This window comes from Pseudoxanthomonas sp. 68-E7 (genome assembly GCF_057773145.1).
The window spans coordinates 264,148-284,005 of the sequence record NZ_JBYMTI010000007.1 but is presented as its reverse complement, the minus strand read 5'-3'; the positions used below and the strand labels follow the sequence as shown (position 1 = coordinate 284,005).

Genomic DNA, 19,858 nt, shown 5'->3' with positions numbered 1-19,858 from the left:
ACGGTGGAGGTGAGCTCTTCCATGGAGGCGGCGGTTTCCTCCAGGTTGGCGGCCTGCTGTTCGGTGCGGCGGGACAGGTCGGCGTTGCCGGAGGCGATTTCCCCGGCGGCGGTGTTGATGGCGGTGGAGGCGTCCTGGATGCGGCTGACGATGTCGGTCAGCTGGGCGACGGTGGCGTTGGCGTCGTCGCGCATGCGGGCGAAAACGCCGTGGAAGTCGCCGTCCATGCGGGTGGTCAGGTCGCCGCGGGCGATGGCCTGGAGCAGCTGGGACAACTGGCCCAGGTTGGTGTCGCTGACCGCCATCATCGCGTTCAGACCGTCGATCATCACCCGGAAATCGTGCTCGAAACGCTGCGCGTCGCCGCGCTGGCTGAAGTCACCGAGCGCGGCCGCGGCGGCCAGGCGCTTGATCTCGCCGTTGATCGCCGACAGGCTGGCCTTGGCCCGATCCATCGACTCATGCAGCATGGCGCGCTGGCCGGGCAGGCGGCGCGCGTCCTGCGAGAGATCGCCCACCGCGTAACGGTTGAGGATGGCGATGGCATCGACGATGGCATCCAGGTGTTCGAACATCATCGTATTGATGCCGCGAGCCAGGTCGCCATAGACGCCCGGGAAATCCTCCGGCACCCGCTGCGCGATGTTTTCGCCGGCGTGCATCCGGACCATGTGCTGGGTCTCCTCGGAGAAGCGCCGCAGCATCGTCATCATTTCATCGGTGGAGGCGAGCATCTGGCCCAGTTCGTCGCGATGGCCGCGCTCGACCTTGACCGAGAGATCGCCGCGCGCCACGGCGTTGACCGCGCGCACCACCTGGCCCAGCGGACCGGTGATCGAACGGGTGATGGCGATGGCCAGGAACACCGCCAGCAGCACCGCGGCGGCCAGGCCGATGCACATCGCCAGCACGGTGCGCGAGTAGGCACGCTCGGACGCGGCCACCTGCGCGGCCAGGTTGTCCACGTTGTACTGCGACAGCGCCTTGAGCTGGTTGAACAATTCACGGCGCAGGAAGCGGGATTCGTCGGTGGAGATCGCCTGGGCGGTGGCGAAGTCGTCGGCGGCCACCGCGGCGGAGATGCGATCGTGGGCCTCGAAATAGGCGGCGCGCGCCTTCTTCACCTTCGCGTAGATCGCTTCCTCCCTGGCCGATGATTCGGAGGGGATGGCGTTGTAGGCGGCTTCCTCGGCGTCGATCAGCTTGCGGGTGTCGACCAGCTTCTTTTCGTAGTCGGCAATCTCGTCGGCCTGGCCCTGCTTGGTCAGCTGCGATTGCTCGTAGGTGCGGAACTCGCCGAGCTGGGAGCGCATCTCGCCCAGGTGCTGGACCGCGGGCATCCAGTTTTCGTTGACCTCGCGCATCTGCGCGTTGGACACCGACAGCCGCCACAGCGACAGCGCGCCCAGCAGGACGGTGAGGATCACGGTGACGGTGAAGGCCATCGCCAGCTTGCGGGCGATCGGCAGGTTGCGGAACCAGTTCATTGCTTGCTTCTCTCCAGGAGGTACACCACGCAGGCCTCCCCGTGTGGCCATGCGCGGCGATGACGGAATGCCATGCCGTTGCTGCATGTGGTTACTAGCGGCGGCGACAGGTCGAACTTGACGATGTCCCGCGCCGCGATCCGATGCGTGGCGAGGAATCGTGAACAGGGTCGTGGATACAGCGCCGATCCGGTCACCAGCCTTGCCGGCGGTCAGAAATAGAACTGCGCGCGCACCTGCATCACGCGCGGATCGGCCGTGCGTCCGGCGCGGGTCGCGTCCACCCGCGTCAGGTTCGCCTGCAGGCGGAAGTAGCGGTTGAGGTAGGCGTTCACGCCCAGGGTCCAGTTGTTCTCGCGGCCGCCGCGGATGCCGTCGTTGTCCAGATCGATGCGGCTGTGGCGCAGCAGCAGTTCCCAGGCGCCGTGCGCGTGCGTCGGGACCGGGTTGGACACGTTGCCACCGCTGTAGGTGCGCGATTCGCCGGTCAACAGCCAGCTGCCGGCGACATACCAGCCGTCCGCCGAGTAGCCGGGCAGGCCGGCGTCGCGCGCGGTGTGCTGGCGCAGGTATTCGCCCTGCACGGACCACGGGCCTTCGATCCACAGCGCTTCCGCGCCCTCGCGACGGATGCGGTCCACCCGGTTGAGACTGCCGGAATCGACCAGCCGCACATCGGTGAGCGCCGCTTCCGGACGGGCGCGCCAGCGCACGCTGGGGAAAATCGTCTGGCCAAGCCCGTTCACCTCGCCGTGCGGACGCTCCTCCGAGGCCGACAGGCCCAGGTGCAGCACGTGCCCGGCCTGCTTGCGCGGCGTCCAGGCGAGGCGGCCGGCGAGGGTGGTGCCGGGATTGTTTCCCTGCAAATCGTTGCCGAAGAAGTAGGCCAGGTTCCACAGGTAGGCGGGCCGCTCGAACGCCCATTCGGCGCCGACGCGTCGGCTCTCGTAGAACGCCTGGGTGGGCAGCGCGCTTTCCAGGAAGCTGCCGGCGCGGGTGGAGGTGTAGCCCTCGAAGCCCACCGGCAGCTTGAACTGGCCCAGCCGCAGCTTGCCGGCATCGCGGCCGAACAGGGCCTTGGTCTCCACGCGCAGCGCCACATCCATCCAGGTGTCGGAATGGAAGTCGTAGCTGGCGGCGAAATCGTAGACACCCTTGCGCTTGAGGCTGACGCCGAACTCCTTGCGGCGGAAGTCCTCGTCGTCTTCCAGCGCGGTGGCGGCGGTGCCGTAGCCATCGCCGTCGAACCGGTTCACGTCGTAGGCGTAGTTGCCGGTGGCGGCCAGTTCGGTGCCGTTGGCGAAGACCATGCGCGGCGGCCAGGGTTTGAACCGCGTGGCGGCGGCGTCGCCGCCCTCCGCCGCGAACGCGGGAACGGCGGACATGGCCAGCAGCGGGAGAAGGGCGAGGCGAAGGCGGGAGAACCGGATGGCTTTCATGGCGGGAAGAAGTTCTGGCGTGCAGGCGCCCGGCACGGCCGCCGGGGCGGCCGCGCGCGGACGCGGAGGTGATGGAAAACGAGGCGGCAGATCAGGCGGCTTGCGGCATCCGCAGCGAACGCACCAGTCCACCCACGTCGACGATGAGGGCGACGCGGCCGTCGCCCAGGATGGTGGCGCCGGAGATTCCGTCCACGCGCCGGTAATTGTTCTCGAGGTTCTTGACCACGACCTGTTGCTGGCCGAGCAGTTCGTCCACTTCCAGCGCCAGCTTCTGGCCATCGCCTTCGACCACCACGACCAGCGGCTGCGCGGTGCGCGCATGGCCGTAGCAATAGAAATCGTTGAGCGACAGCAACGGCAGGTATTCACCGCGCACGCGCAGAACGCGGCCTTCGCCGGCCAGCGTGCGCACGTCCTCGGCCTGCGGTTGCAGCGCTTCCAGCACGTAGCCCAGCGGCAGGATCAGGGTTTCCTCGCCCACCGCCACGGTCATGCCGTCGAGGATGGCCAGGGTCAGCGGCAGCCGGATCACCACGCGGGTGCCGTGGCCGGCACTGCTTTCCAGTTGCACTTCGCCGCCCAGCGCCTGGATGTTGCGGCGGACCACGTCCATGCCGACACCGCGTCCGGACAGATCGGTGACCGCGTCGGCGGTGGAGAAGCCGGGCTGGAAGATCAGATCCCAGACCTGCGAATCGGTCGGATTGTCCGGCACGTGCACGCCGCGCTCGGCGGCCTTGGCCAGGATCCGCTCGCGGTTCAGGCCGCGGCCGTCGTCGCTGACTTCGATGACGATATGGCCGCCCTGGTGCGAAGCGGCCAGGGTGATCGTGCCCGTTTCCTCCTTGCCGGCGGTGCGGCGGACTTCGGGCATTTCCAGGCCGTGGTCAATCGAGTTGCGGACCAGGTGGACCAGCGGATCGGCGATGCGTTCGATCAGGCCCTTGTCCAGTTCGGTGCCTTCGCCGATCGTGCGCAGGCGCACCTGCTTGCCCAGCCGCGAGGACAGATCGCGGACCAGGCGCGGGAAGCGGCGGAACACCGCGTCCACCGGCAGCATGCGCACGCCGATGACGGCTTCCTGCAGATCGCGGGTATTGCGTTCGAGCAGATCCAGGCCTGCGAACAGGCGTTCGCACTGGGCCGGATCCAGCAGGCCCGAGACCTGCTTGAGCATGGCCTGGGTGATGACCAGTTCGCCGACCAGGTTGATCAGGCCGTCGATCTTGTCGACGCTGACGCGGATGGAGCTTTCGGCGGCATCGTTGCCGCCCTGCGCGGGCGCGGCGGGTGCGCCCGCGGTGGCTGCGAGGCTGATCGCCTCCAACGGCGCGGGCGGCGCGGCGATCGCGGCGGGAATCGGCTGGATGTCCAGTTCGCAGTCGTCGGCGACCCAGGCGAAGGCTTCCTCGACCGCGTTGCGCGGGACCGCGCCGAGCAGGCCGAGGTCCCAGGCCAGGTAGGCTTCCAGCGGATCCATCTGTTCGAAGCCGGGCAGGCGGTCCAGCCGGCAGGCCACTTCCAGCGGCGCCAGGTGTTCGAGTTCGCGCAGGATCCGCAGCGGATCGTTGCCGGTCATGAACAGCGACGGCGCCGGGGTGAAGCCGATGCGCCAGCCTTCCGGCGGGGCGTCCTTCGTCGCCGGCGTGGCTGCCGCGGCCGGGGCCGCATCGCCGGCCAGCACCGCGGCCAGGCGCGCGTGCACGTCCTTCACCGCGGTGGGATCGGCGGGATGGCCGTGCTCGGCTTCCGCCAGCAGGCTGCGCAGCACGTCGACCGAGGCGAGCATCGCATCGATGGCCGGCGTGGCGACTTCGCGCTTGCCGGCGCGCAGTTCATCCAGCAGGGTTTCCAGCACGTGGGTCAGGCCGGCGACCGCGTCGAAGCCGAAGGTGGCCGCGCCGCCCTTGATCGAATGCGCCGCGCGGAAGATCGAGTTGATCAGTTCGCCGTCGCGGTTGCCCTGTTCCAGCTGTAGCAGGCCCGCTTCCATCGCTTCCAGCCCTTCGCGGCTTTCCTCGAAGAAGGTGGCGTGGAAACGTTGCATGTCCATGTTCATCGATGCGGAACCCGGGCGGCGTCAGGAGAGGGCGGAAATCGTCGGAAAAAGGGCGGATCAGCCCAGGACTTTCTGGATGGTGGCGACCAGCTGTTCGGGATTGAACGGCTTGACCAGCCAGCCGGTCGCGCCGGCGGCCTTGCCTTCGGCCTTCTTGTCGGCGGCCGACTCGGTGGTGAGCATCAGCAGCGGGGTGAACTTGTAGTCGGGCAGGCCGCGCAAGGCGCGAATCAGCGCGATGCCGTCCATGTTGGGCATGTTGACGTCGGTGACCACGGCGTTGAAGCGCTGTCCCTGCGCGCGTCCCAGGGCGACCTGGCCATCCTCGGCCTCGTCCACGGCGTATCCGGCGGAGGTCAGGGCGAAGGCGACCATCTGGCGCATCGAGGCCGAATCGTCCACCACCAAAATACGTGCGCTCATGCGGCGTTCTCCACAGTTTTCGAATCGTTGTTGTCGGAAGAGGAAAGACCCAGCCGGTCGGCCAGCCCGAGCAGGCGGGCGGCGTCGCGGAAGGCGGGGCTGCTGCCGGCGAAGGCGGTGGCGCGGCCGGCCTGTTCGCGTTCGCGGAAGAAGGTGCACAGCACCTGCAGGCTGGCGGTGTGCACGCGCTGCACGGTCCCGGCATCCAGCAGCAGGGGCTGCGGCTGGGCCAGGTGCGGCGCCAGTTGCTGCTTCAGATCGCTGGCGGCCTCGATGCCGAGGTCCGCGCCCAGGGGTACTGCGCTCATCTTCGCTCCGATGGGTCGGTTCCTGCGAGGTATCGGCCGAAGCGGCCAGGTCTTGAGCGGCACCGTGAAAAAATGGGAAGCGCGTCGCGGATGGGGCGCAGATTCCGCTCGATCCCGCGGGAGGGCGAACATGGCGCCGTTGACCGGCCATTCGGCGGAACGCACGCGAAAAGCAAATCCCCCTCGGTCCCCCTTCTTCGAAGGGGGAGGAAAAGCTCAGCTTTCCCTAATCCCGAATCCCGAATCCCCAATCCCCAATCCCCGCCTTACTTCAGCAACTCCGAGGCGTCCAGCAGGATCACCGTGCGACCGGACAGGCGGGCCACGCCGCGGAACAGGGGATGGGTGATGCGGCACATGCGGGTGTTGTCGGGCGGTTCGATCTGCTGCTCGCTCAGGGAGGTGACGTCCTCCACCGCGGACACCCGCAGACCGAGGATTTCGCCGTTCTCCTCCAGCACCACGATGCGGACATGGCTGTCCGGGGTGATCGCGGCGCGACCCAGGTACAGGCCCAGGTCGAGTACGGGCACCACCTGGCCGCGCAGGTTCATCACCCCGAGCATGTGCGGGGCGGCGCCGCGCAGCGGCAGCAGGGTGGCCGGCAGCACCACCTCCTGCACCTTCAGCAGTTCCAGCGCGTAGTGCTGCTCGTCGCAGCGCATGCGCAGCCAGCGGGTGCTGCGGTCGCTGGCGCGACGGCGCTCCCCGTGCGGGGAACTGGCCGGGGCCTCGTCGTCCTCGTGGCGGCGACGCTGGAGCATGTCGAACACCGGCTTGGCGTACGCCGGCATCGATGGCATCGCCGGCGGCGCGGCGACGGGCGCGGGCGCAACGAAAGGGGCCTGCAGCGCGGGAGGGACGGGTTCGGGTACCGCGCGCTCGGCGACGGCGCGCTCCGGCGCGACGGGTTCCGGCGCAGGCGGCTCCCGCCCGCGCGCGGCATCCGCGGCACGCGCGCCGGGCGCGGCGCCGCCGTGCAGTTGATCGAGCAGGGCTTCGAACTCGTCGTCGCTGATCAGATCGCCGGCGGGCGGCGCGATCGTCGCGGGTGTCGCCTCGACGGGTGTCATCGGGATCTCCCCGGTCTCTGGAAGGGGCGTGGGTGGATCGGACGCCACCGGAGTGGCGGCGGGCTGCGCGACTTCCATCCGTTGCAGCGCCAGGATGGCGTCCGGGTCGTCGGCCACGGCGATGCCGCGGGTCGTGGCGAGCAGGCGTTCCAGCACGTCTTCGTGTTCGGCGTCGAACGCGTCCGTGCCGTCGCCGGCGTCCCCGGCGGGCGTGACGAGGCTCAGCGCGACGGTGGCCGGCGTTCGGTCGGCGTCGTGATCGATCGGCGGCGGGTTCGCCACCGCCTGCAACACCGGCGGCGGGGCCGGCGCGGCGACCACCGGCGCGGGCGCGGGCGCGATATCCGCGCCCAGCAGATCCCGCAGGTAGTCGTCGAGCGCCGGCTGCGCGCTCACGCGGCCTGCTCCATCTGCACGCGCTCGCTGCTCAGCAGCCAGTCGAGCGCGCGCCGATAGGCGGACAGGCCACGGCCCGGATACTGATCCGCCGCCAGCGGCTTGACCAGTTCATCGACGCTGCAGATGCGGGTGTCGTTGGGAATGGCGTCTTCCCACACGCGCTCGCCGTGGGCTTCCTGCATCTGCCGCAGGGTGTCGTTGCCGGTGCGGGTGCGCTTGTCGTGCAGGGTGGGCAGCACGGAGGCCGGCAGCGGACGGCGGCGCGAACGTTCGATCATGTCCACGGTCCGGCACATGCCGGCCAGGCCGTGCAGCGCCAGCGGCTCGGTCTGGGTGGGGATGATCACGCGATCGGCGGCGGCCAGCGCGTTGACCATCAGCAGGCCCAGCGTGGGCGGGCAATCGAACAGCACGTAGTCGTAGTCCTGGCCGCCGCGCGCCAGTGCGTTGGCCAGCGCCAGGCCAAGGCCGGGCTGGGTGGCGCTGCGGCGTTCCAGCGTGGCCAGCGCGGTCTGCGCGGCGACGAAGGAGAGATTCTCGATGCCGGTCGCGCGCACCAGCGGCGCCAGTTCCGCGCTGGCCTGGTCGAACAGGTCCAGCACGCCGGCGGGCGCCGGTTCGGCCGGCACGCCGAAGGCGCGGGTCAGCGAGGAATGTGGATCCAGATCCATCAGCAACACGCGGTGGCCGCGCATCGCCAGGCCACGACCCAGCGCCAGGGTGGTGGTGGTCTTGCCCACGCCGCCCTTCTGGTTGGCGATTGCCCACACGCGCATCAGTTCAATCCTCCTTCAAGGGTGGGCGCCAGCGCATCGGCGTCGGCGGCCGTGGCGGGCGTCAGTGTTTCGACCGGCGTCGGCGCGATGGCCGGCGCGGCGGGCGAGGCGGCAATCGCCGGCAGCGAACCGCCCGGCGCGTGCTCGCCCTCGCTGGCCAGGATCACCAGCAGCACCCGGCGGTTGCTGTTGCGGCCTTCGGCGGTGGCGTTGTCGCCGATCGGACGGAACTCGCCGTAGCCGATCATCGCCAGCCGTTCCGGCGGGATGCCGTCGCGCACGAACAGGTGCACCACGCTGGCCGCGCGCGCGGCCGACAGTTCCCAGTTGGAAGGGAACTGGAACGTGCGGATCGGGCGGTCGTCGGTATACCCCTCCACCCGCACGCCGTTGGGCACGCCGGCCAGCACGTCGGCCAGGCTGGACACGGTGCGCTGCGCGGCCGGTTCCAGCGCGGCCGAGCCGGTGGCGAACAGGATGTCGCTGTTGATCTGCACTTCCAGCCACAGCTCGGCGCGGCGCACCACCACCAGTTTTTGGTCGACCAGCGGCGCCAGCGCCTTCTCGATGTTGTCGGCGATGGTGTCCAGTTGCTGGTGCGCGTTCTGCATGCCCTTGGCGTCCACGCTCATGTTCATCTGCGAGGCCATCGCCGCCAGCAGGGTGACGTTGGGTGCGGGCGAGGGCGCGGACGGGCCCTGCTTGGCGCCGGACTTGATCGGCGAGGGGCGATCGAAATCGGCGCCCTGCAACTGGTGGTTGCCGACCTGGACCGGATTGATGGTGCGCGGCGCGCCGCCGAACGCGGCGGTGAGCGCGTCGGCCATCACCCGGTACTTGCCCTCGTTGAGGGTGGAAATGGCGTACATGACCACGAAGAAGGCCAGCAGCAGCGTCATCAGATCGGCGTAGGGAATGGCCCAGGCCTCGTGGTTGACGTGTTCCTCGTGGGATTTCCGGCGTGCCATGCGGGTGCCCGATCAGTGCAGGAAGCCGGCCAGCTTGGATTCGATGTTGCGCGGGTTCTCGCCCTGGGCAATCGCGATCAGGCCCTCGATGATCATCTCGCGCTCGCGGCTCTGTCCGCCGATCACGCTTTTCAGCTTGCTGGCGACCGGCAGGAAGAACAGGTTGGCCGAGGCGATGCCGTAGATGGTGGCGGTGAACGCGGCGGCGATGCCGTGGCCCAGCTTGCTCGGGTCGGCCAGGTTCTTCATCACCGCGATCAGGCCGAACACGGCGCCGATGATGCCCAGCGTGGGCGCGTAGATGCCCATCGCCTCGAACACCTTGGCGGCGGCCAGGTCCTGGTGTTCCTGGCTGTTGAGATCGATTTCGAGCATGTGCCGGATGGCTTCCGGCTCCAGGCCGTCGACCAGCATCTGCAGGCCCTTCTTCAGGAACGGATCGTTCTGTTCGTTGACCAGTGGTTCCAGCCCCAGCAGGCCCTGCTTGCGGGCGATGTTGCTCCACTCGACGATCTGCGCCACCAGGCTATCGTGGTTGGCGCCGGGGGGGCGGATCACCCAGCGCGCAATCGACACCGCGCGCTTGAACACCGCCGGTGGCGTGTGCACCAGGATCGCGGCGACGGTGCCGAGGATGACGATGACGAAGGCCGCCGAGGACCACAACGACGACACGCCGGCACCCTTGAGGATGCTGCCACCGACGAGGGCGACCAGGGCGAGGATGAGACCGATGAGGCTGAAGATATCCATATGCGGTGGTATCGGCCGTGGCGGCGCGGACTTGAGTTGGCGGGGGCGATCCGGTCCTGCCCGGTCTTCGGCCGCGGGCGGCTTGCCGGGACGAATCGACAAGTCCGGGATTCGTGTCGGGGGCGGGATATCAGCGGAGCAGGCTCAGCACCACGGGTGTCGCATGCGCCCCCATCCGCCCCCGTATCAAGTACGGGGCAGGCTCTTCGGGCACCTTCCCCCGCGGGCGGGGGAAGGGAAGCGGGACGGTCACGCGGCCGCTTCGCGCAGGCCGTCCACGTCCAGGATCAGGGCCATGCGGCCATCGCCGATCAGGGTCGCGCCGGCGTAGCCGCGCAGGCCGCGCACCGCGCGCGGCAATGGCTTGATCACCACTTCCTCGCGTCCGCGCACCTGGTCGACTACCAGGCCGAAGCGCTGGTCGCCCATCTGCAACACCACGATGGTCAGCAGCGGCGCCTTGATCGCCTCCACGCCCAGCCAGCGGCGCAGGTCGACCAGCGGCAGCGTGTTCGATTGCCGGTCCAGCACGGCCTGGCCGTCGAACCAGCGCAGGCTGGAGGCCGGTGCATGCAGCACCTCCATCACCCGCGCCAGCGGCAGCGCGTAGACCGGGTCGCCGGCCTGCACCAGCAGGGTCGGCAGGATCGCCAGGGTCAGCGGCACCCGGATCAGGAAACGGCTGCCGCGCCCCAGCTGCGAATGGATCTGGATCTGTCCGCTGAGTTCGCGGATGCGCGACTGCACCACGTCCATGCCGACGCCGCGGCCGGAGATGTCGGTGATCTCGGCCTTGGTGGAAAAGCCCGGCAGGAAAATCAGTTGCAGGCATTCGTCGTGCGACAGGCGAGCCGCCGCTTCCGGATCGATCAGGCCCTTTTCCAGCGCCTTGTCGCGCAGCCGTTCGGGATCGATGCCGGCGCCGTCGTCGCGGATCTCGATGGTGACGTAGTCGCCTTCCTGCTGCGCCGCCAGCCGCACCTGGCCGCTGCGCGGCTTGCCGGTGGCCTCGCGCAGGTCGGGCAGTTCGATGCCGTGGTCGATGGCGTTGCGGACCAGGTGCACGAGCGGATCGGACAGCGCCTCGACCAGATTGCGATCCAGTTCGGTGTCCGCGCCGATCAGTTCGAGGTCCACTTCCTTCTTCAGCGAGCGGGCGACGTCGCGCGCGACCTTGGGGAAGCGCGAGAACACCTTGCCGACCGGCTGCATGCGGGTGCGCATGACCGCGTTCTGCAGGCGCGCGGTGGCGATATCCAGGCCACTGACCGCGCGATCCAGTTCCTCGTCGCGCAGGCGCGCGCGCAGGGTCTTCAGGCGATTGCGCGAGAGCACCAGTTCGCCGACCAGGTTGACGATCGCGTCCAGTCGCCTGGTGTCCACGCGGATGGTCTGCTCGGCCTCGCTGGCGCGCGCGGCCGGACGCGGTGGCGCGGGCGAAGGCGCCACGGGGCGCGGTGGCGCGGCCGCCGGCGGCGCGGCCTTCGGTGGCGGGACGACCGCCGCGCCGGGCACGGCGCCGCCATGCAATTGATCCAGCAGCGCTTCGAACTCGTCCTCGCTGATCAGATCGCCTCCGGCGGATGGCGCCGTGGTCGGCGCGCCGCCGCCGTGCAACTGGTCGAGCAGGGCTTCGAACTCGTCGTCGGTGATCAGGTCGCCGCCGGCGGCGGCGACCGGACGCGGCGCGGCCCGGGCCGCGGGCGCGTTGCCGGTATCCACGTTGAACTGGGCGATCAGCGCGGCGGGCGCGTGCGGCGGCTCCTCGCCCGCGCCGACCGCGTCGAGCATGCGCTGCAGCCAGTCCAGCGATTGCTGGGCGGCGTCGAAATGATCCGCCTCCAGGGTCGCCTTGCCGGCGCGGACCATGCCCAGCGCTTCCTCGGCGGCATGGCACAGGTGCACCATCGCCTGGATGCCGAGGAAACCGGCGCCGCCCTTGAGCGTGTGGAAGCCGCGGAACACCGCGTTGAGCTGTCCGCTGTCGCCGGGATCCTGCTCCAGCGTCACCAGCTGTTCGCCGAGGCGTTCCAGGATTTCCTGGGCCTCGATGAGGAAGTCGGCGGCGATTTCAGGCGTGACGGCGGACATGGTTCGGCTCGGTGGCGGAGGCTGCGGAGGGCGGGCGGCTAGAGGCCCAGGCCCGACAGCAGGTCGTCGGCGTCATCCTGCGAGAACGCGTTCTTGTCCAGGCCGGCGACGGCGGGGCCGGCCAGGCCGCCGTCCTTCTTTTCCGGCGGCGGCAGCCCGAGTTCGCCGAAGCCTTCGTGCACGCGGCGGACGATGCCGGCGACGCGGCGGATGATCTGGCCGGTGAGATCCTGGTAGCTCTGCGCCAGCGCCATCTCCGACAGCCCGGCGCGGATCTCGTCCACCACCCGGGTCTGCTCGGCGCTGAGCGCGGTCGCCTTGAGCTGGTCGGCCAGGCCGCGGCACTGTTCGGCCAGATCGAGAGTCTTGTGGCTGGCCTGCTCGGTCATCGCGACCACGTGATCCAGGCGCGCGCAGGCGTCGTCGAGATCGCCGGCGCCGTGGGTGGGCGGCAGTTCGCCGAGGGTCTGCGCGAGCTCGCGGGCCAACCGGCCCAGGCCCTGCATCATCGGCTGCGTGCGCCAGGCGGCGATGGTGTCCAGTTCGCGCCGCCAGCCGGCCTCATCGCCCTGTTCCAGCGCGTCCAGCGCGTGCTGCAGGCGCTCGACCAGCGCGGCGCGGGCGCTGCCGGCTTCCATGACCGCCGCCATCAGGCCGCGGCTCCGAGGCGTTCGAAAATCTTGCCGAGTTTCTCTTCCAGGGTCTGCGCGGTGAACGGCTTGATGATGTAGCCGTTCACGCCGTTCTGCGCAGCCTCGATGATCTGCTCGCGCTTGGCCTCGGCGGTGACCATCAGCACGGGCAGGGTCTTGAAGCGGTCGTCGGCGCGGATCGCCTTGAGCAGTTCGATACCGGTCATGCCCGGCATGTTCCAGTCGGTGACCACGAAATCGAAGCTGCCCTGGGCCAGCGCGGTCAGCGCGCTGGAGCCGTCGTCGGCCTCGGCGGTATTGGTGTAGCCCAGATCGTTGAGGAGGTTCTTGATGATGCGGCGCATCGTCGAGAAGTCGTCCACGATCAGGATCCGCATGTTCTTGTTGGCTGTCACGAAAGGCTCCGGGTGAAGCAGGGCAAGGGTGGTCTCGAGGACCTTATCGGCAGGAAGCGGGGAAACTTTTGGGTCGGGATTGGAGGCTTGGGCGGGGATTGGGGATTGGGGATTCGCAAGAGCTTTTGCTTTGCCTCCCCCTTTGCAAAAGGGGGATTGAGGGGGATTTGCTTTTGGCGCCAAAAGCAAGCGCTTTTCAACCGCCGAATGGCGGGTCAATCCCGGTCGCCCGCTCCGCGGGCGCCCGCCCCCTTTTCCAAAGGGGGCTCTTCCAATCTCGACTCCCCAATCCCCAATCCCCGCCCAAGCCCCAATCCCGGCTCAATCCTCCAGCCCGGCGTCCACGCTCTCGAATACATTCAGCCGGCCGCGCAGGCGCAGCATGGCCTGGCCGTGGATCTGGCAGACGCGCGATTCGCTGACGCCGAGCACCGCGCCGATTTCCTTCAGGTTGAGCTCCTGCTCGTAGTACATCGACAGCACCAACTGCTCGCGTTCGGGCAACTGGCCGATGGCCTTGATCAGCGACTGGCGGAACTCGCCGCGTTCGAGCTGCTGCTGCGGGCTGGGGCCGCCGGTGACCGCGGTCTGCGGTTCGCCGTGGTCCTCGATGTGCGATTCCAGGCTCAGCACCTGGCCGCGGGCGGCGTCCTCAAGCAGGCGCAGGTACTCGGGCAGCGGCATCTCCATCGCCGACGCCACTTCGGTGGCGATGGCGGCGCGGCCGGTGCGCTGCTCGATCTCGCGCACGGTGGCCGCGGCCTGGCGGGCGCGCCGGTGCACCGAGCGCGGTACCCAGTCGCCGCGGCGGATCTCGTCGATCATCGAGCCGCGGATGCGGATCGAGGCGAAGGTCTCGAACGAGGCGCCCTGTTCGGCGTCGTAGCTGCGCGAGGCTTCGAGCAGGCCGATCATGCCGGCCTGGATCAGGTCGTCGACCTCCACGCTGGCGGGCAGGCGCGCGGCCAGGTGGTGGGCGATGCGGCGGACCAGGTCCGCGTGCACCGTGACGAAGTCGGTGGCCGCCGCTTTCTGGACGGCACGGTATTGGGCGGCGCCGGTACTCATGCAGGCACGCTCCGGTTGATCATGCGTTCGACGAAGAACTCGACGTTGCCGCGGGCGCCGGACGGCGGCTGCCAGCGTGCGGCGACCCGGGCGATTTCGTTGATGGCGCGCGCGGACGGACTGCCCGGATACGCCTTCACCACCGCCTGCTGGCGCTGCACCGCGCGGCGCAGCCAGTCATCCTGCGGCACCGCGCCCAGGTAGTGCAGGGCGACGTCGCCGAGGAAGCGCTCGCACACGCGGGCCAGCTTCTCGTACAGCTTGCGGCCCTCGTTGGGGTCGCGGACCATGTTGGCGATCACGTGCACGCGGTCCACGCCGCGCTCGCGCGAAAGCACCTTGATCAGGGCGTAGGCGTCGGTGATCGAGGCGGGCTCGTCGCACACCACCACCACCGTGTCCTGCGCGGCCTGGCAGAAGGTCAGCACGCTGTCGGTGATGCCGGCGGCGGTATCCACCACCATCACGTCCAGGGCGCGCTGCAGTTCGGAGAACACGTTGACCAGGCCGACGTGCTCGGCCGGCGAGAGTTCGGCCATGTGCCGGAAACCCGACGAGGCCGGGACGATCAGCAATCCCTCCGGGCCTTCCAGCAACACGTCCTCCAACTGGCAGCGTTGGGCGACCAGATCGGCCAGGGTGTACTTGGGGGTCAGCCCGAGCAGCACGTCGACGTTGGCCAGGCCGAGGTCGGCGTCCATCAGCAGGGTGCGCTTGCCCATTTCGGCCAGCGACGCCGCCAGGTTGACCGACACATTGGTCTTGCCGACGCCACCCTTGCCGCCGGTCACCGCGATCACGCGGACCGGATGGAAGGCGCCGGTCAGCGGCGGGGTGCTGCGCGGATTGGTCTGCAGCAGGTGTTCATGCGACATGGATGGTCTCCGCGTGGCTGGGTTCGTCGGCTTCCCGACGCAGTTGATCCAGGCGCAGGACCAGGTTGGGCGCGCTGGCGCGATGCAGGTCGTCCGGCACGCGCTGGCCGTCGGTGATCCAGGCCATCGGCAACTGGTGATCGACGATGACGGACAGGGCGCTGCCGAGCCGGCCGGTCTCGTCCACCTTGGTCAGCACCACGCCGTGCGGCTGGGCGCCGCTGAAGCGGCGGACCACTTCGTCCAGATCGCCGAAATGCGAGTTGGCCGGCAGCACCAGAAGGGTATGCGCCTGTCCGGCGGCGCGCAGCCAGTTGAGCTGGCCGACCAGGTTGCGATCGCGCTGGCCCATGCCGGCGGTGTCGATCAGCACCAGCTTGTAGTCGCGCAGGCGCTCCAGGGTCTGCGCCAGGCGCACGTCGCTGTCGGCCTCGTGCACGGCGATGCCCAGTTGGCGGCCGTAGCTGTGCAGTTGTTCGCGGCCGCCGACGCGCACGGTATCGGTGGTGACCAGGGCCACGTCGCGCGGATTGTGGCGGTCGGCGTAGGCCGCCGCCAGCTTGGCGATGGTGGTGGTCTTGCCGGCACCGGTCGGGCCGACCAGGGCGATCACGCCGCCCTGTTCCAGCGGATCCTGCGGCAGGATCGGCAGCTTGCGCGACAACAGGCCCAGCATCAGGCCGCGGCCACGATGCAGTTCGGTGTCGGCGGGAATCTGCAGGGCGACGTCGCGGGTGATGCCGGCATCGAAGCCGTAATCGTCCAGCAGGTCCATCGCCTGCGCGCGCACCGGCGAACCGCGCAGGCGCTCGTCGGTGAGGCGGTGCATTTCGCCTTCGATCATTTCGCGCATCGCCGCCAGTTCGGCGCGCATCTGCACCAGTTGTTCGTCCTCGGCGCGGGCGCGCGCGGCGTTGTCGGCGACCACGCTCAGGGTCGGCGCGGCCGGCATGTCCGCGTGAGGCGCGGCGGCCACCGGCTCGGGGGCGGGTGCGGATGCGGGAATGTCCACCGGAACCGGCGGCAGGCTGGCGGCCAGGCGCGCGGCGAAGGACTGCGGATCCACGGCGAAGGTGGCCGGGGCGGGGCGTTCGGATTCGAACGCGGCGATCGGCGCGGCGGGTGCGCTCGGCACGACGGACGCGACGGGCGCGACGGGCGCCTGCGGGTCGTTGGTCGCGGGCGCGGCGGCCACCCGGCTGAAGTAGGCGGCGGCCGCTTCGGCCGGCGACAGCGCGGGCGCGGTGGAAGTGGAAGACGCGGGCGGTTCGTTTCGAACCTGCGCCTGCGCGCCACGCGCGAACGACGGAACCACCGGCGCCGGTTCGGCGGGCGCGGCCGGACGCATCGCTTCCAGCGTCCGCTGCACCAGGGTCTCGTCGTAGTTGGAGGCCGCCACGATCTCGACGCCGTCGTCGGTCATCCGGTTGGACAGGATCACCGCGTCCGGTCCCTGTTCCTGCCGGACCAGCGCGAAGGCGGTGCGCATGTCGGGAGCGACGAAACGTTTGATTTTCATTTTAGGGGCCGGGATTGGGGATTCGGGATTGGGGATTGGGTAAAGCAGGGCGACGGCAAACCGTTCGCAGCGGTGGAGCATCTAGGTCGTGTCGTGTTCGTCTTCATTGCTGCATCCCCGTCATGAACCCGCTTCTGCGAATCCCCAATCCCGAATCCCGAATCCCGTCGCTTCAGCTAATCGTTCCCACCAGCTTCAACCGCTTGTCCTCCGGCACTTCGCTGTAGGACAGGACCGACAGCGTGGGAACGCTGTGCCGGACCAGTCGCGCCAGCGCGGCGCGGACGCCACCGGGGACCAGCACCACCGCCGGCTCGCTGCGCGCGTCCTGCTGGGCGACGCAGTCGGCCAGGCTCTGGTGGAGCCGTTCGGCCAGGCCGGGTTCCAGCGCGGCGCCGGTGCCCTGCACGCTGTCCTGCAAGACGCGTTCCAGTTGCGGCGCCAGGGTGTAGACGGGAAGTTCCGGCGCCATGCCGGAAATCTCCTGGACGATGAAGCGGCCCAGCGAGGTGCGCACGGCGGCGGTGAGCGCGGCCGGATCCGGGTTCTGCGGGCCGAATTCGACCAGCGCTTCGACGATGCGGCGCAACTGGCGGATCGGCACGCGTTCGATCAGCAGGTTCTGCAGCACCCGCACTACCGTCGACAGCGTCAGGGTCTTGGGGGTCAGGTCCTCGACCAGCTTGGGCGCGGTCTTGCCGAGGTTGGCGAGCAGTTGCTGCACTTCCTCGTGGCCCAGCAGTTCCGGCGCGTGTTCGCGCACCAGGTGCGAGAGATGGGTGGCGACCACGGTGGAGGCGTCGACCACGGTGTAGCCCAGCGACTCGGCCATCGCGTGCTGGGCGGGGGTGATCCAGGTGGCGTCCAGGCCGAACGCGGGATCCCGTCCGGGAATGCCGTCGAGCGCGCCGAACGCGCCGCCCGGATCCAGCGCCAGTTCGCGGTCCGGGTGGATCTCGGCGGTGGCGACCGGCACGCCATGCACCAGCAGGCGGTAGCCGTTGGACGGCAGTTCCAGGTTGTCGCGGATGTGCACCGGCGGCACCAGGAAACCCAGATCCTGGGTGAGCTTGCGGCGCACCGCCTTGATCCGCGACATCAGTTCGCCGCCCTGCGCCTTGTCCACCAGCGGAATCAGCCGGTAGCCGACCTCCAGCCCCAGCGGATCCACCGGCCGCACTTCGTCCCAGGTCAGTTCGGCCTGCGGGTTGGACGGCGCGGGCAGGGCGGGATCGGCGGCCGCGCCGCTCTCGCCGCCGGTGCCGGGCTGCTGCTTTTTCCACAGTTTCCAGGCGATGTAGCCGAGCACCGCCGCCAGCGTCAAAAACACGACATTGGGCATGCCCGGGACCAGCCCGACCACGCCAATCAGGCTGGCCGCCACCGCCAGCGCCTTGTGCTGGCCGAACACCTGGCCGACCATCGCGCCGCCCATATCCTGGGCGCGCGAGGCGCGGGTGACCAGCATCGCCACCGCCGAGGACACCAGCAGCGCCGGCAGCTGCGCCACCAGGCCGTCGCCGATCGACAGCAGGGTGTAGATCTTGGCCGCCTCGCCGACCGGCAGGCCGTGCTGCAGCACGCCGATCGCCAGGCCGCCGACCAGGTTGATGAACAGGATCAGGATGCCGGCGATGGCGTCGCCGCGGATGAACTTGCTGGCGCCGTCCATCGCGCCGTAGAAGTCGGCTTCCTCGCGCACTTCCTCGCGCCGGGCCTTGGCCTCCTCGCGGGTCAGCAGGCCGGCGTTGAGGTCGGCGTCGATCGCCATCTGCTTGCCGGGCATCGCGTCCAGGATGAAGCGCGCCGACACTTCCGAGATGCGCCCGGCGCCCTTGGTGATGACCACGAAGTTGATGATGGTCAGGATCGCGAATACCACCAGGCCGACCGCGAAATTGCCGCCGACCACGAACTCGCCGAACGCCTCGATGACCTTGCCGGCCGCGCCGTGGCCGTCCTGGCCGTGCAGCAGCACCACGCGGGTGGATGCCACGTTGAGCGCCAGCCGCAGCATCGTGGTCATCAGCAGCACGATCGGGAAGATGGTGAAGTCGAGCGGGCGGCGCACGTAGACCACCGCCAGCAGCACCACCAGCGAGATGGCGATGTTGAAACTGAAGAGCGCGTCCAGCACCGGCGGCGCCAGCGGGACGATGACCATGGCCAGCATCGCCAGCACGATCAGCGGCGCACCCAGGCCGTGGCGCAGCATGTCCATCATCCGCGAGGTGGGGCTGGGGACCGCGCTCATGCCGGCTTGCCCTCATCCACGTCCACGGCAGGCAGATCCGGGTGATCGGCCAGGGTGCCGTCGCGCCAGGCGCGCAGCTGGTAGACGTAGGACAGGATCTGGGCGACGGCGGTATACAGTCTCACGGGGATCTCCCTCCCGAGTTGCCCTTCGCGATACAAGGCCCGTGCCAGTGGCGGCGCCGAGACGATGGCGACCCGGTGGGCCTCGGCGACCTCGCGGATGCGCAGGGCGATTTCGTCCACGCCCTTGGCGACCACCCGCGGCGCGCCCATCTGCCCGGCTTCGTACTTCAGGGCCACCGCGTAGTGGGTCGGGTTGACCACGATGACGTCGGCGGTCGGCACTTCCTCGATCATCCGGCGCTGCGACAACTGGTGCTGCATCTGCCGGATCCGGCCCTTCACCTCCGGCCGGCCCTCGCTTTCCTTCAGTTCCTCGCGCAATTCCTGGCGGGTCATCTTCAGCTTCCGCATCCAGTTCCACTTCTGGTATGGGGCGTCGATGGCGGCCAGCAGCGCCAAGGCGCCGGCGCAGGCCAGCAGCAGGCCCCCGGCGAAGCCCATGCCCGAACGCACCGCCTGTTCCAGCGGCATGGTCAGCAGCTCGCGCAGGGCGTTCAGGCCCAGCTTCAGGCTCAGCCCCGCGGCCAGGCCGACGAAGGCCACGCGCAGCAACGACTTCAGCAGTTCGGCCACGCTCTCGGCGCCGTACAGGCGCTTGATGCCCGCCAGCGGGCTGAGCCGCTTCAGGTCCGGGGTCAACGCCTTGCCGGAGAACCGCAGTCCGCCCATCAGGACCGGACCGATGAACCCGGCCAGCACGCACAGGACGACCATCGGCAGGACCACCCAAAGCAGTTGCAGCATCAGCGCGCCGACGTGGCCGAACAGTTGATCCGGGTGCTTGAATAGCTGCGGGTCCGGGCTGAGCGCGATCTTCATCCAGCCCAGCGAGCCGCGCGCCAGCGGCGCCGACATCGTCAGCAGGGCGACCACGCCGGCACCGAACACCGCCGCCGTCGCCAGTTCGCGGGAGCGCGGGATGTTGCCCTGCTCACGGGCCTCGCGCAGGCGTTTTTCACTGGGTTGTTCGGTGCGTTCGCCGCTTTCGTCCTGCTCGGCCATGGGGGTGTGTCAGGGAAACCTGGTCGCCTTCGTGCAAGGACTGTTCCAGTCCGGTGACGGAAACCGGGCGTTGCCATTGGGAGGCGCCTTTTTCGCCAACAAGGAACAGGAGCCCCCGTGGAGCGGAGTTTGCTGCGCTGCTTGTGTGGTTCGCTGTTGAGTTTCGCTTGGGCAGGCTGCGGGGCTGC

17 protein-coding genes are annotated in these 19,858 nt (G+C 69.2%); all 17 read right to left on the bottom strand.

Annotation, left to right across the window (positions count from 1 at the left end):
- A partial coding sequence (locus tag AC3DE2_RS17865) for an MCP four helix bundle domain-containing protein (RefSeq protein WP_488427246.1) occupies window positions 1-1,487 on the bottom strand: 1,487 nt, incomplete at its 3' end.
- A gap of 212 nt (window positions 1,488-1,699) precedes the next feature.
- Entirely contained in the window at window positions 1,700-2,872 is a 1,173-nt protein-coding gene (locus AC3DE2_RS17860; RefSeq protein WP_488427245.1) for an OprO/OprP family phosphate-selective porin, read from the bottom strand.
- Between the two features lie 145 nt (window positions 2,873-3,017).
- The gene (locus AC3DE2_RS17855; RefSeq protein WP_488427244.1) at window positions 3,018-4,988 is read right to left on the bottom strand and encodes a chemotaxis protein CheA; all 1,971 of its coding nucleotides are present in this window, start codon (window positions 4,986-4,988) and stop codon (window positions 3,018-3,020) included.
- A gap of 57 nt (window positions 4,989-5,045) precedes the next feature.
- Window positions 5,046-5,411 carry a response regulator gene (locus tag AC3DE2_RS17850; RefSeq protein ID WP_183636985.1) on the bottom strand — a complete coding sequence of 122 codons (366 nt, stop codon included), beginning with the start codon at window positions 5,409-5,411 and terminating at the stop codon, window positions 5,046-5,048.
- On the bottom strand, window positions 5,408-5,719 hold the full coding sequence (locus tag AC3DE2_RS17845) for an STAS domain-containing protein (protein ID WP_295377394.1): 312 nt from the start codon (window positions 5,717-5,719) through the stop codon (window positions 5,408-5,410). The genes AC3DE2_RS17850 and AC3DE2_RS17845 overlap by 4 nt, the downstream gene beginning before the upstream one ends.
- Before the next feature lie 266 nt (window positions 5,720-5,985).
- Window positions 5,986-7,188 (bottom strand): chemotaxis protein CheW, encoded by a 1,203-nt coding sequence (locus AC3DE2_RS17840; RefSeq protein WP_488427243.1) that lies wholly within the window; start codon window positions 7,186-7,188, stop codon window positions 5,986-5,988.
- Window positions 7,185-7,967, bottom strand: a complete 783-nt coding sequence (locus tag AC3DE2_RS17835; RefSeq protein ID WP_295377006.1) for a ParA family protein — start codon at window positions 7,965-7,967, stop codon at window positions 7,185-7,187. The genes AC3DE2_RS17840 and AC3DE2_RS17835 overlap by 4 nt, the downstream gene beginning before the upstream one ends.
- Window positions 7,967-8,935 (bottom strand): flagellar motor protein MotD, encoded by a 969-nt coding sequence (gene motD / locus AC3DE2_RS17830; RefSeq protein ID WP_295377004.1) that lies wholly within the window; start codon window positions 8,933-8,935, stop codon window positions 7,967-7,969. Before motD ends, AC3DE2_RS17835 begins: the two co-directional genes overlap by 1 nt.
- Before the next feature lie 12 nt (window positions 8,936-8,947).
- A complete protein-coding gene (locus AC3DE2_RS17825) occupies window positions 8,948-9,688 on the bottom strand; it encodes a flagellar motor protein (protein ID WP_295377001.1) in 741 nt (246 codons plus the stop codon).
- Between the two features lie 249 nt (window positions 9,689-9,937).
- On the bottom strand, window positions 9,938-11,779 hold the full coding sequence (locus tag AC3DE2_RS17820; protein WP_488427242.1) for a chemotaxis protein CheA: 1,842 nt from the start codon (window positions 11,777-11,779) through the stop codon (window positions 9,938-9,940).
- 38 nt (window positions 11,780-11,817) lie between these two features.
- Complete coding sequence (locus tag AC3DE2_RS17815) at window positions 11,818-12,429, bottom strand: protein phosphatase CheZ (protein ID WP_488427241.1); 612 nt, start codon at window positions 12,427-12,429, stop codon at window positions 11,818-11,820.
- Entirely contained in the window at window positions 12,429-12,809 is a 381-nt protein-coding gene (cheY, locus tag AC3DE2_RS17810; protein WP_141452861.1) for a chemotaxis response regulator CheY, read from the bottom strand. The genes AC3DE2_RS17815 and cheY overlap by 1 nt, the downstream gene beginning before the upstream one ends.
- Window positions 12,810-13,148: 339 nt before the next feature.
- The gene (locus AC3DE2_RS17805) at window positions 13,149-13,895 is read right to left on the bottom strand and encodes an RNA polymerase sigma factor FliA (RefSeq protein WP_295377321.1); all 747 of its coding nucleotides are present in this window, start codon (window positions 13,893-13,895) and stop codon (window positions 13,149-13,151) included.
- Window positions 13,892-14,770 (bottom strand): MinD/ParA family protein, encoded by an 879-nt coding sequence (locus AC3DE2_RS17800; protein ID WP_488427240.1) that lies wholly within the window; start codon window positions 14,768-14,770, stop codon window positions 13,892-13,894. The genes AC3DE2_RS17805 and AC3DE2_RS17800 overlap by 4 nt, the downstream gene beginning before the upstream one ends.
- Entirely contained in the window at window positions 14,760-16,289 is a 1,530-nt protein-coding gene (gene flhF / locus AC3DE2_RS17795) for a flagellar biosynthesis GTPase FlhF (RefSeq protein WP_488427239.1), read from the bottom strand. The genes AC3DE2_RS17800 and flhF overlap by 11 nt, the downstream gene beginning before the upstream one ends.
- 172 nt (window positions 16,290-16,461) lie before the next feature.
- The gene (gene flhA, locus AC3DE2_RS17790) at window positions 16,462-18,543 is read right to left on the bottom strand and encodes a flagellar biosynthesis protein FlhA (RefSeq protein WP_488427238.1); all 2,082 of its coding nucleotides are present in this window, start codon (window positions 18,541-18,543) and stop codon (window positions 16,462-16,464) included.
- Window positions 18,540-19,670: a flagellar biosynthesis protein FlhB gene (gene flhB, locus AC3DE2_RS17785; protein ID WP_488427237.1), complete on the bottom strand. Its 1,131-nt coding sequence runs from the start codon at window positions 19,668-19,670 to the stop codon at window positions 18,540-18,542. Before flhB ends, flhA begins: the two co-directional genes overlap by 4 nt.
- Between the last annotated feature and the right edge of the window lie 188 nt (window positions 19,671-19,858).

What these genes read in the sequence shown, in the direction of transcription:
- AC3DE2_RS17860 (WP_488427245.1), bottom strand. Translation starts at nt 2,872, where the DNA reads ATGTCCGCCGTTCCCGCGTTCGCGGCGGAGGGCGGCGACGCCGCCGCC.
- AC3DE2_RS17855 (WP_488427244.1), bottom strand. Translation starts at nt 4,988, where the DNA reads ATGAACATGGACATGCAACGTTTCCACGCCACCTTCTTCGAGGAAAGC.
- AC3DE2_RS17850 (WP_183636985.1), bottom strand. Translation starts at nt 5,411, where the DNA reads ATGAGCGCACGTATTTTGGTGGTGGACGATTCGGCCTCGATGCGCCAG.
- AC3DE2_RS17845 (WP_295377394.1), bottom strand. Translation starts at nt 5,719, where the DNA reads ATGAGCGCAGTACCCCTGGGCGCGGACCTCGGCATCGAGGCCGCCAGC.
- AC3DE2_RS17835 (WP_295377006.1), bottom strand. Translation starts at nt 7,967, where the DNA reads ATGCGCGTGTGGGCAATCGCCAACCAGAAGGGCGGCGTGGGCAAGACC.
- motD (WP_295377004.1), bottom strand. Translation starts at nt 8,935, where the DNA reads ATGGCACGCCGGAAATCCCACGAGGAACACGTCAACCACGAGGCCTGG.
- AC3DE2_RS17825 (WP_295377001.1), bottom strand. Translation starts at nt 9,688, where the DNA reads ATGGATATCTTCAGCCTCATCGGTCTCATCCTCGCCCTGGTCGCCCTC.
- AC3DE2_RS17820 (WP_488427242.1), bottom strand. Translation starts at nt 11,779, where the DNA reads ATGTCCGCCGTCACGCCTGAAATCGCCGCCGACTTCCTCATCGAGGCC.
- AC3DE2_RS17815 (WP_488427241.1), bottom strand. Translation starts at nt 12,429, where the DNA reads ATGGCGGCGGTCATGGAAGCCGGCAGCGCCCGCGCCGCGCTGGTCGAG.
- cheY (WP_141452861.1), bottom strand. Translation starts at nt 12,809, where the DNA reads ATGCGGATCCTGATCGTGGACGACTTCTCGACGATGCGCCGCATCATC.
- AC3DE2_RS17805 (WP_295377321.1), bottom strand. Translation starts at nt 13,895, where the DNA reads ATGAGTACCGGCGCCGCCCAATACCGTGCCGTCCAGAAAGCGGCGGCC.
- AC3DE2_RS17800 (WP_488427240.1), bottom strand. Translation starts at nt 14,770, where the DNA reads ATGTCGCATGAACACCTGCTGCAGACCAATCCGCGCAGCACCCCGCCG.
- flhF (WP_488427239.1), bottom strand. Translation starts at nt 16,289, where the DNA reads ATGAAAATCAAACGTTTCGTCGCTCCCGACATGCGCACCGCCTTCGCG.
- flhA (WP_488427238.1), bottom strand. Translation starts at nt 18,543, where the DNA reads ATGAGCGCGGTCCCCAGCCCCACCTCGCGGATGATGGACATGCTGCGC.
- flhB (WP_488427237.1), bottom strand. Translation starts at nt 19,670, where the DNA reads ATGGCCGAGCAGGACGAAAGCGGCGAACGCACCGAACAACCCAGTGAA.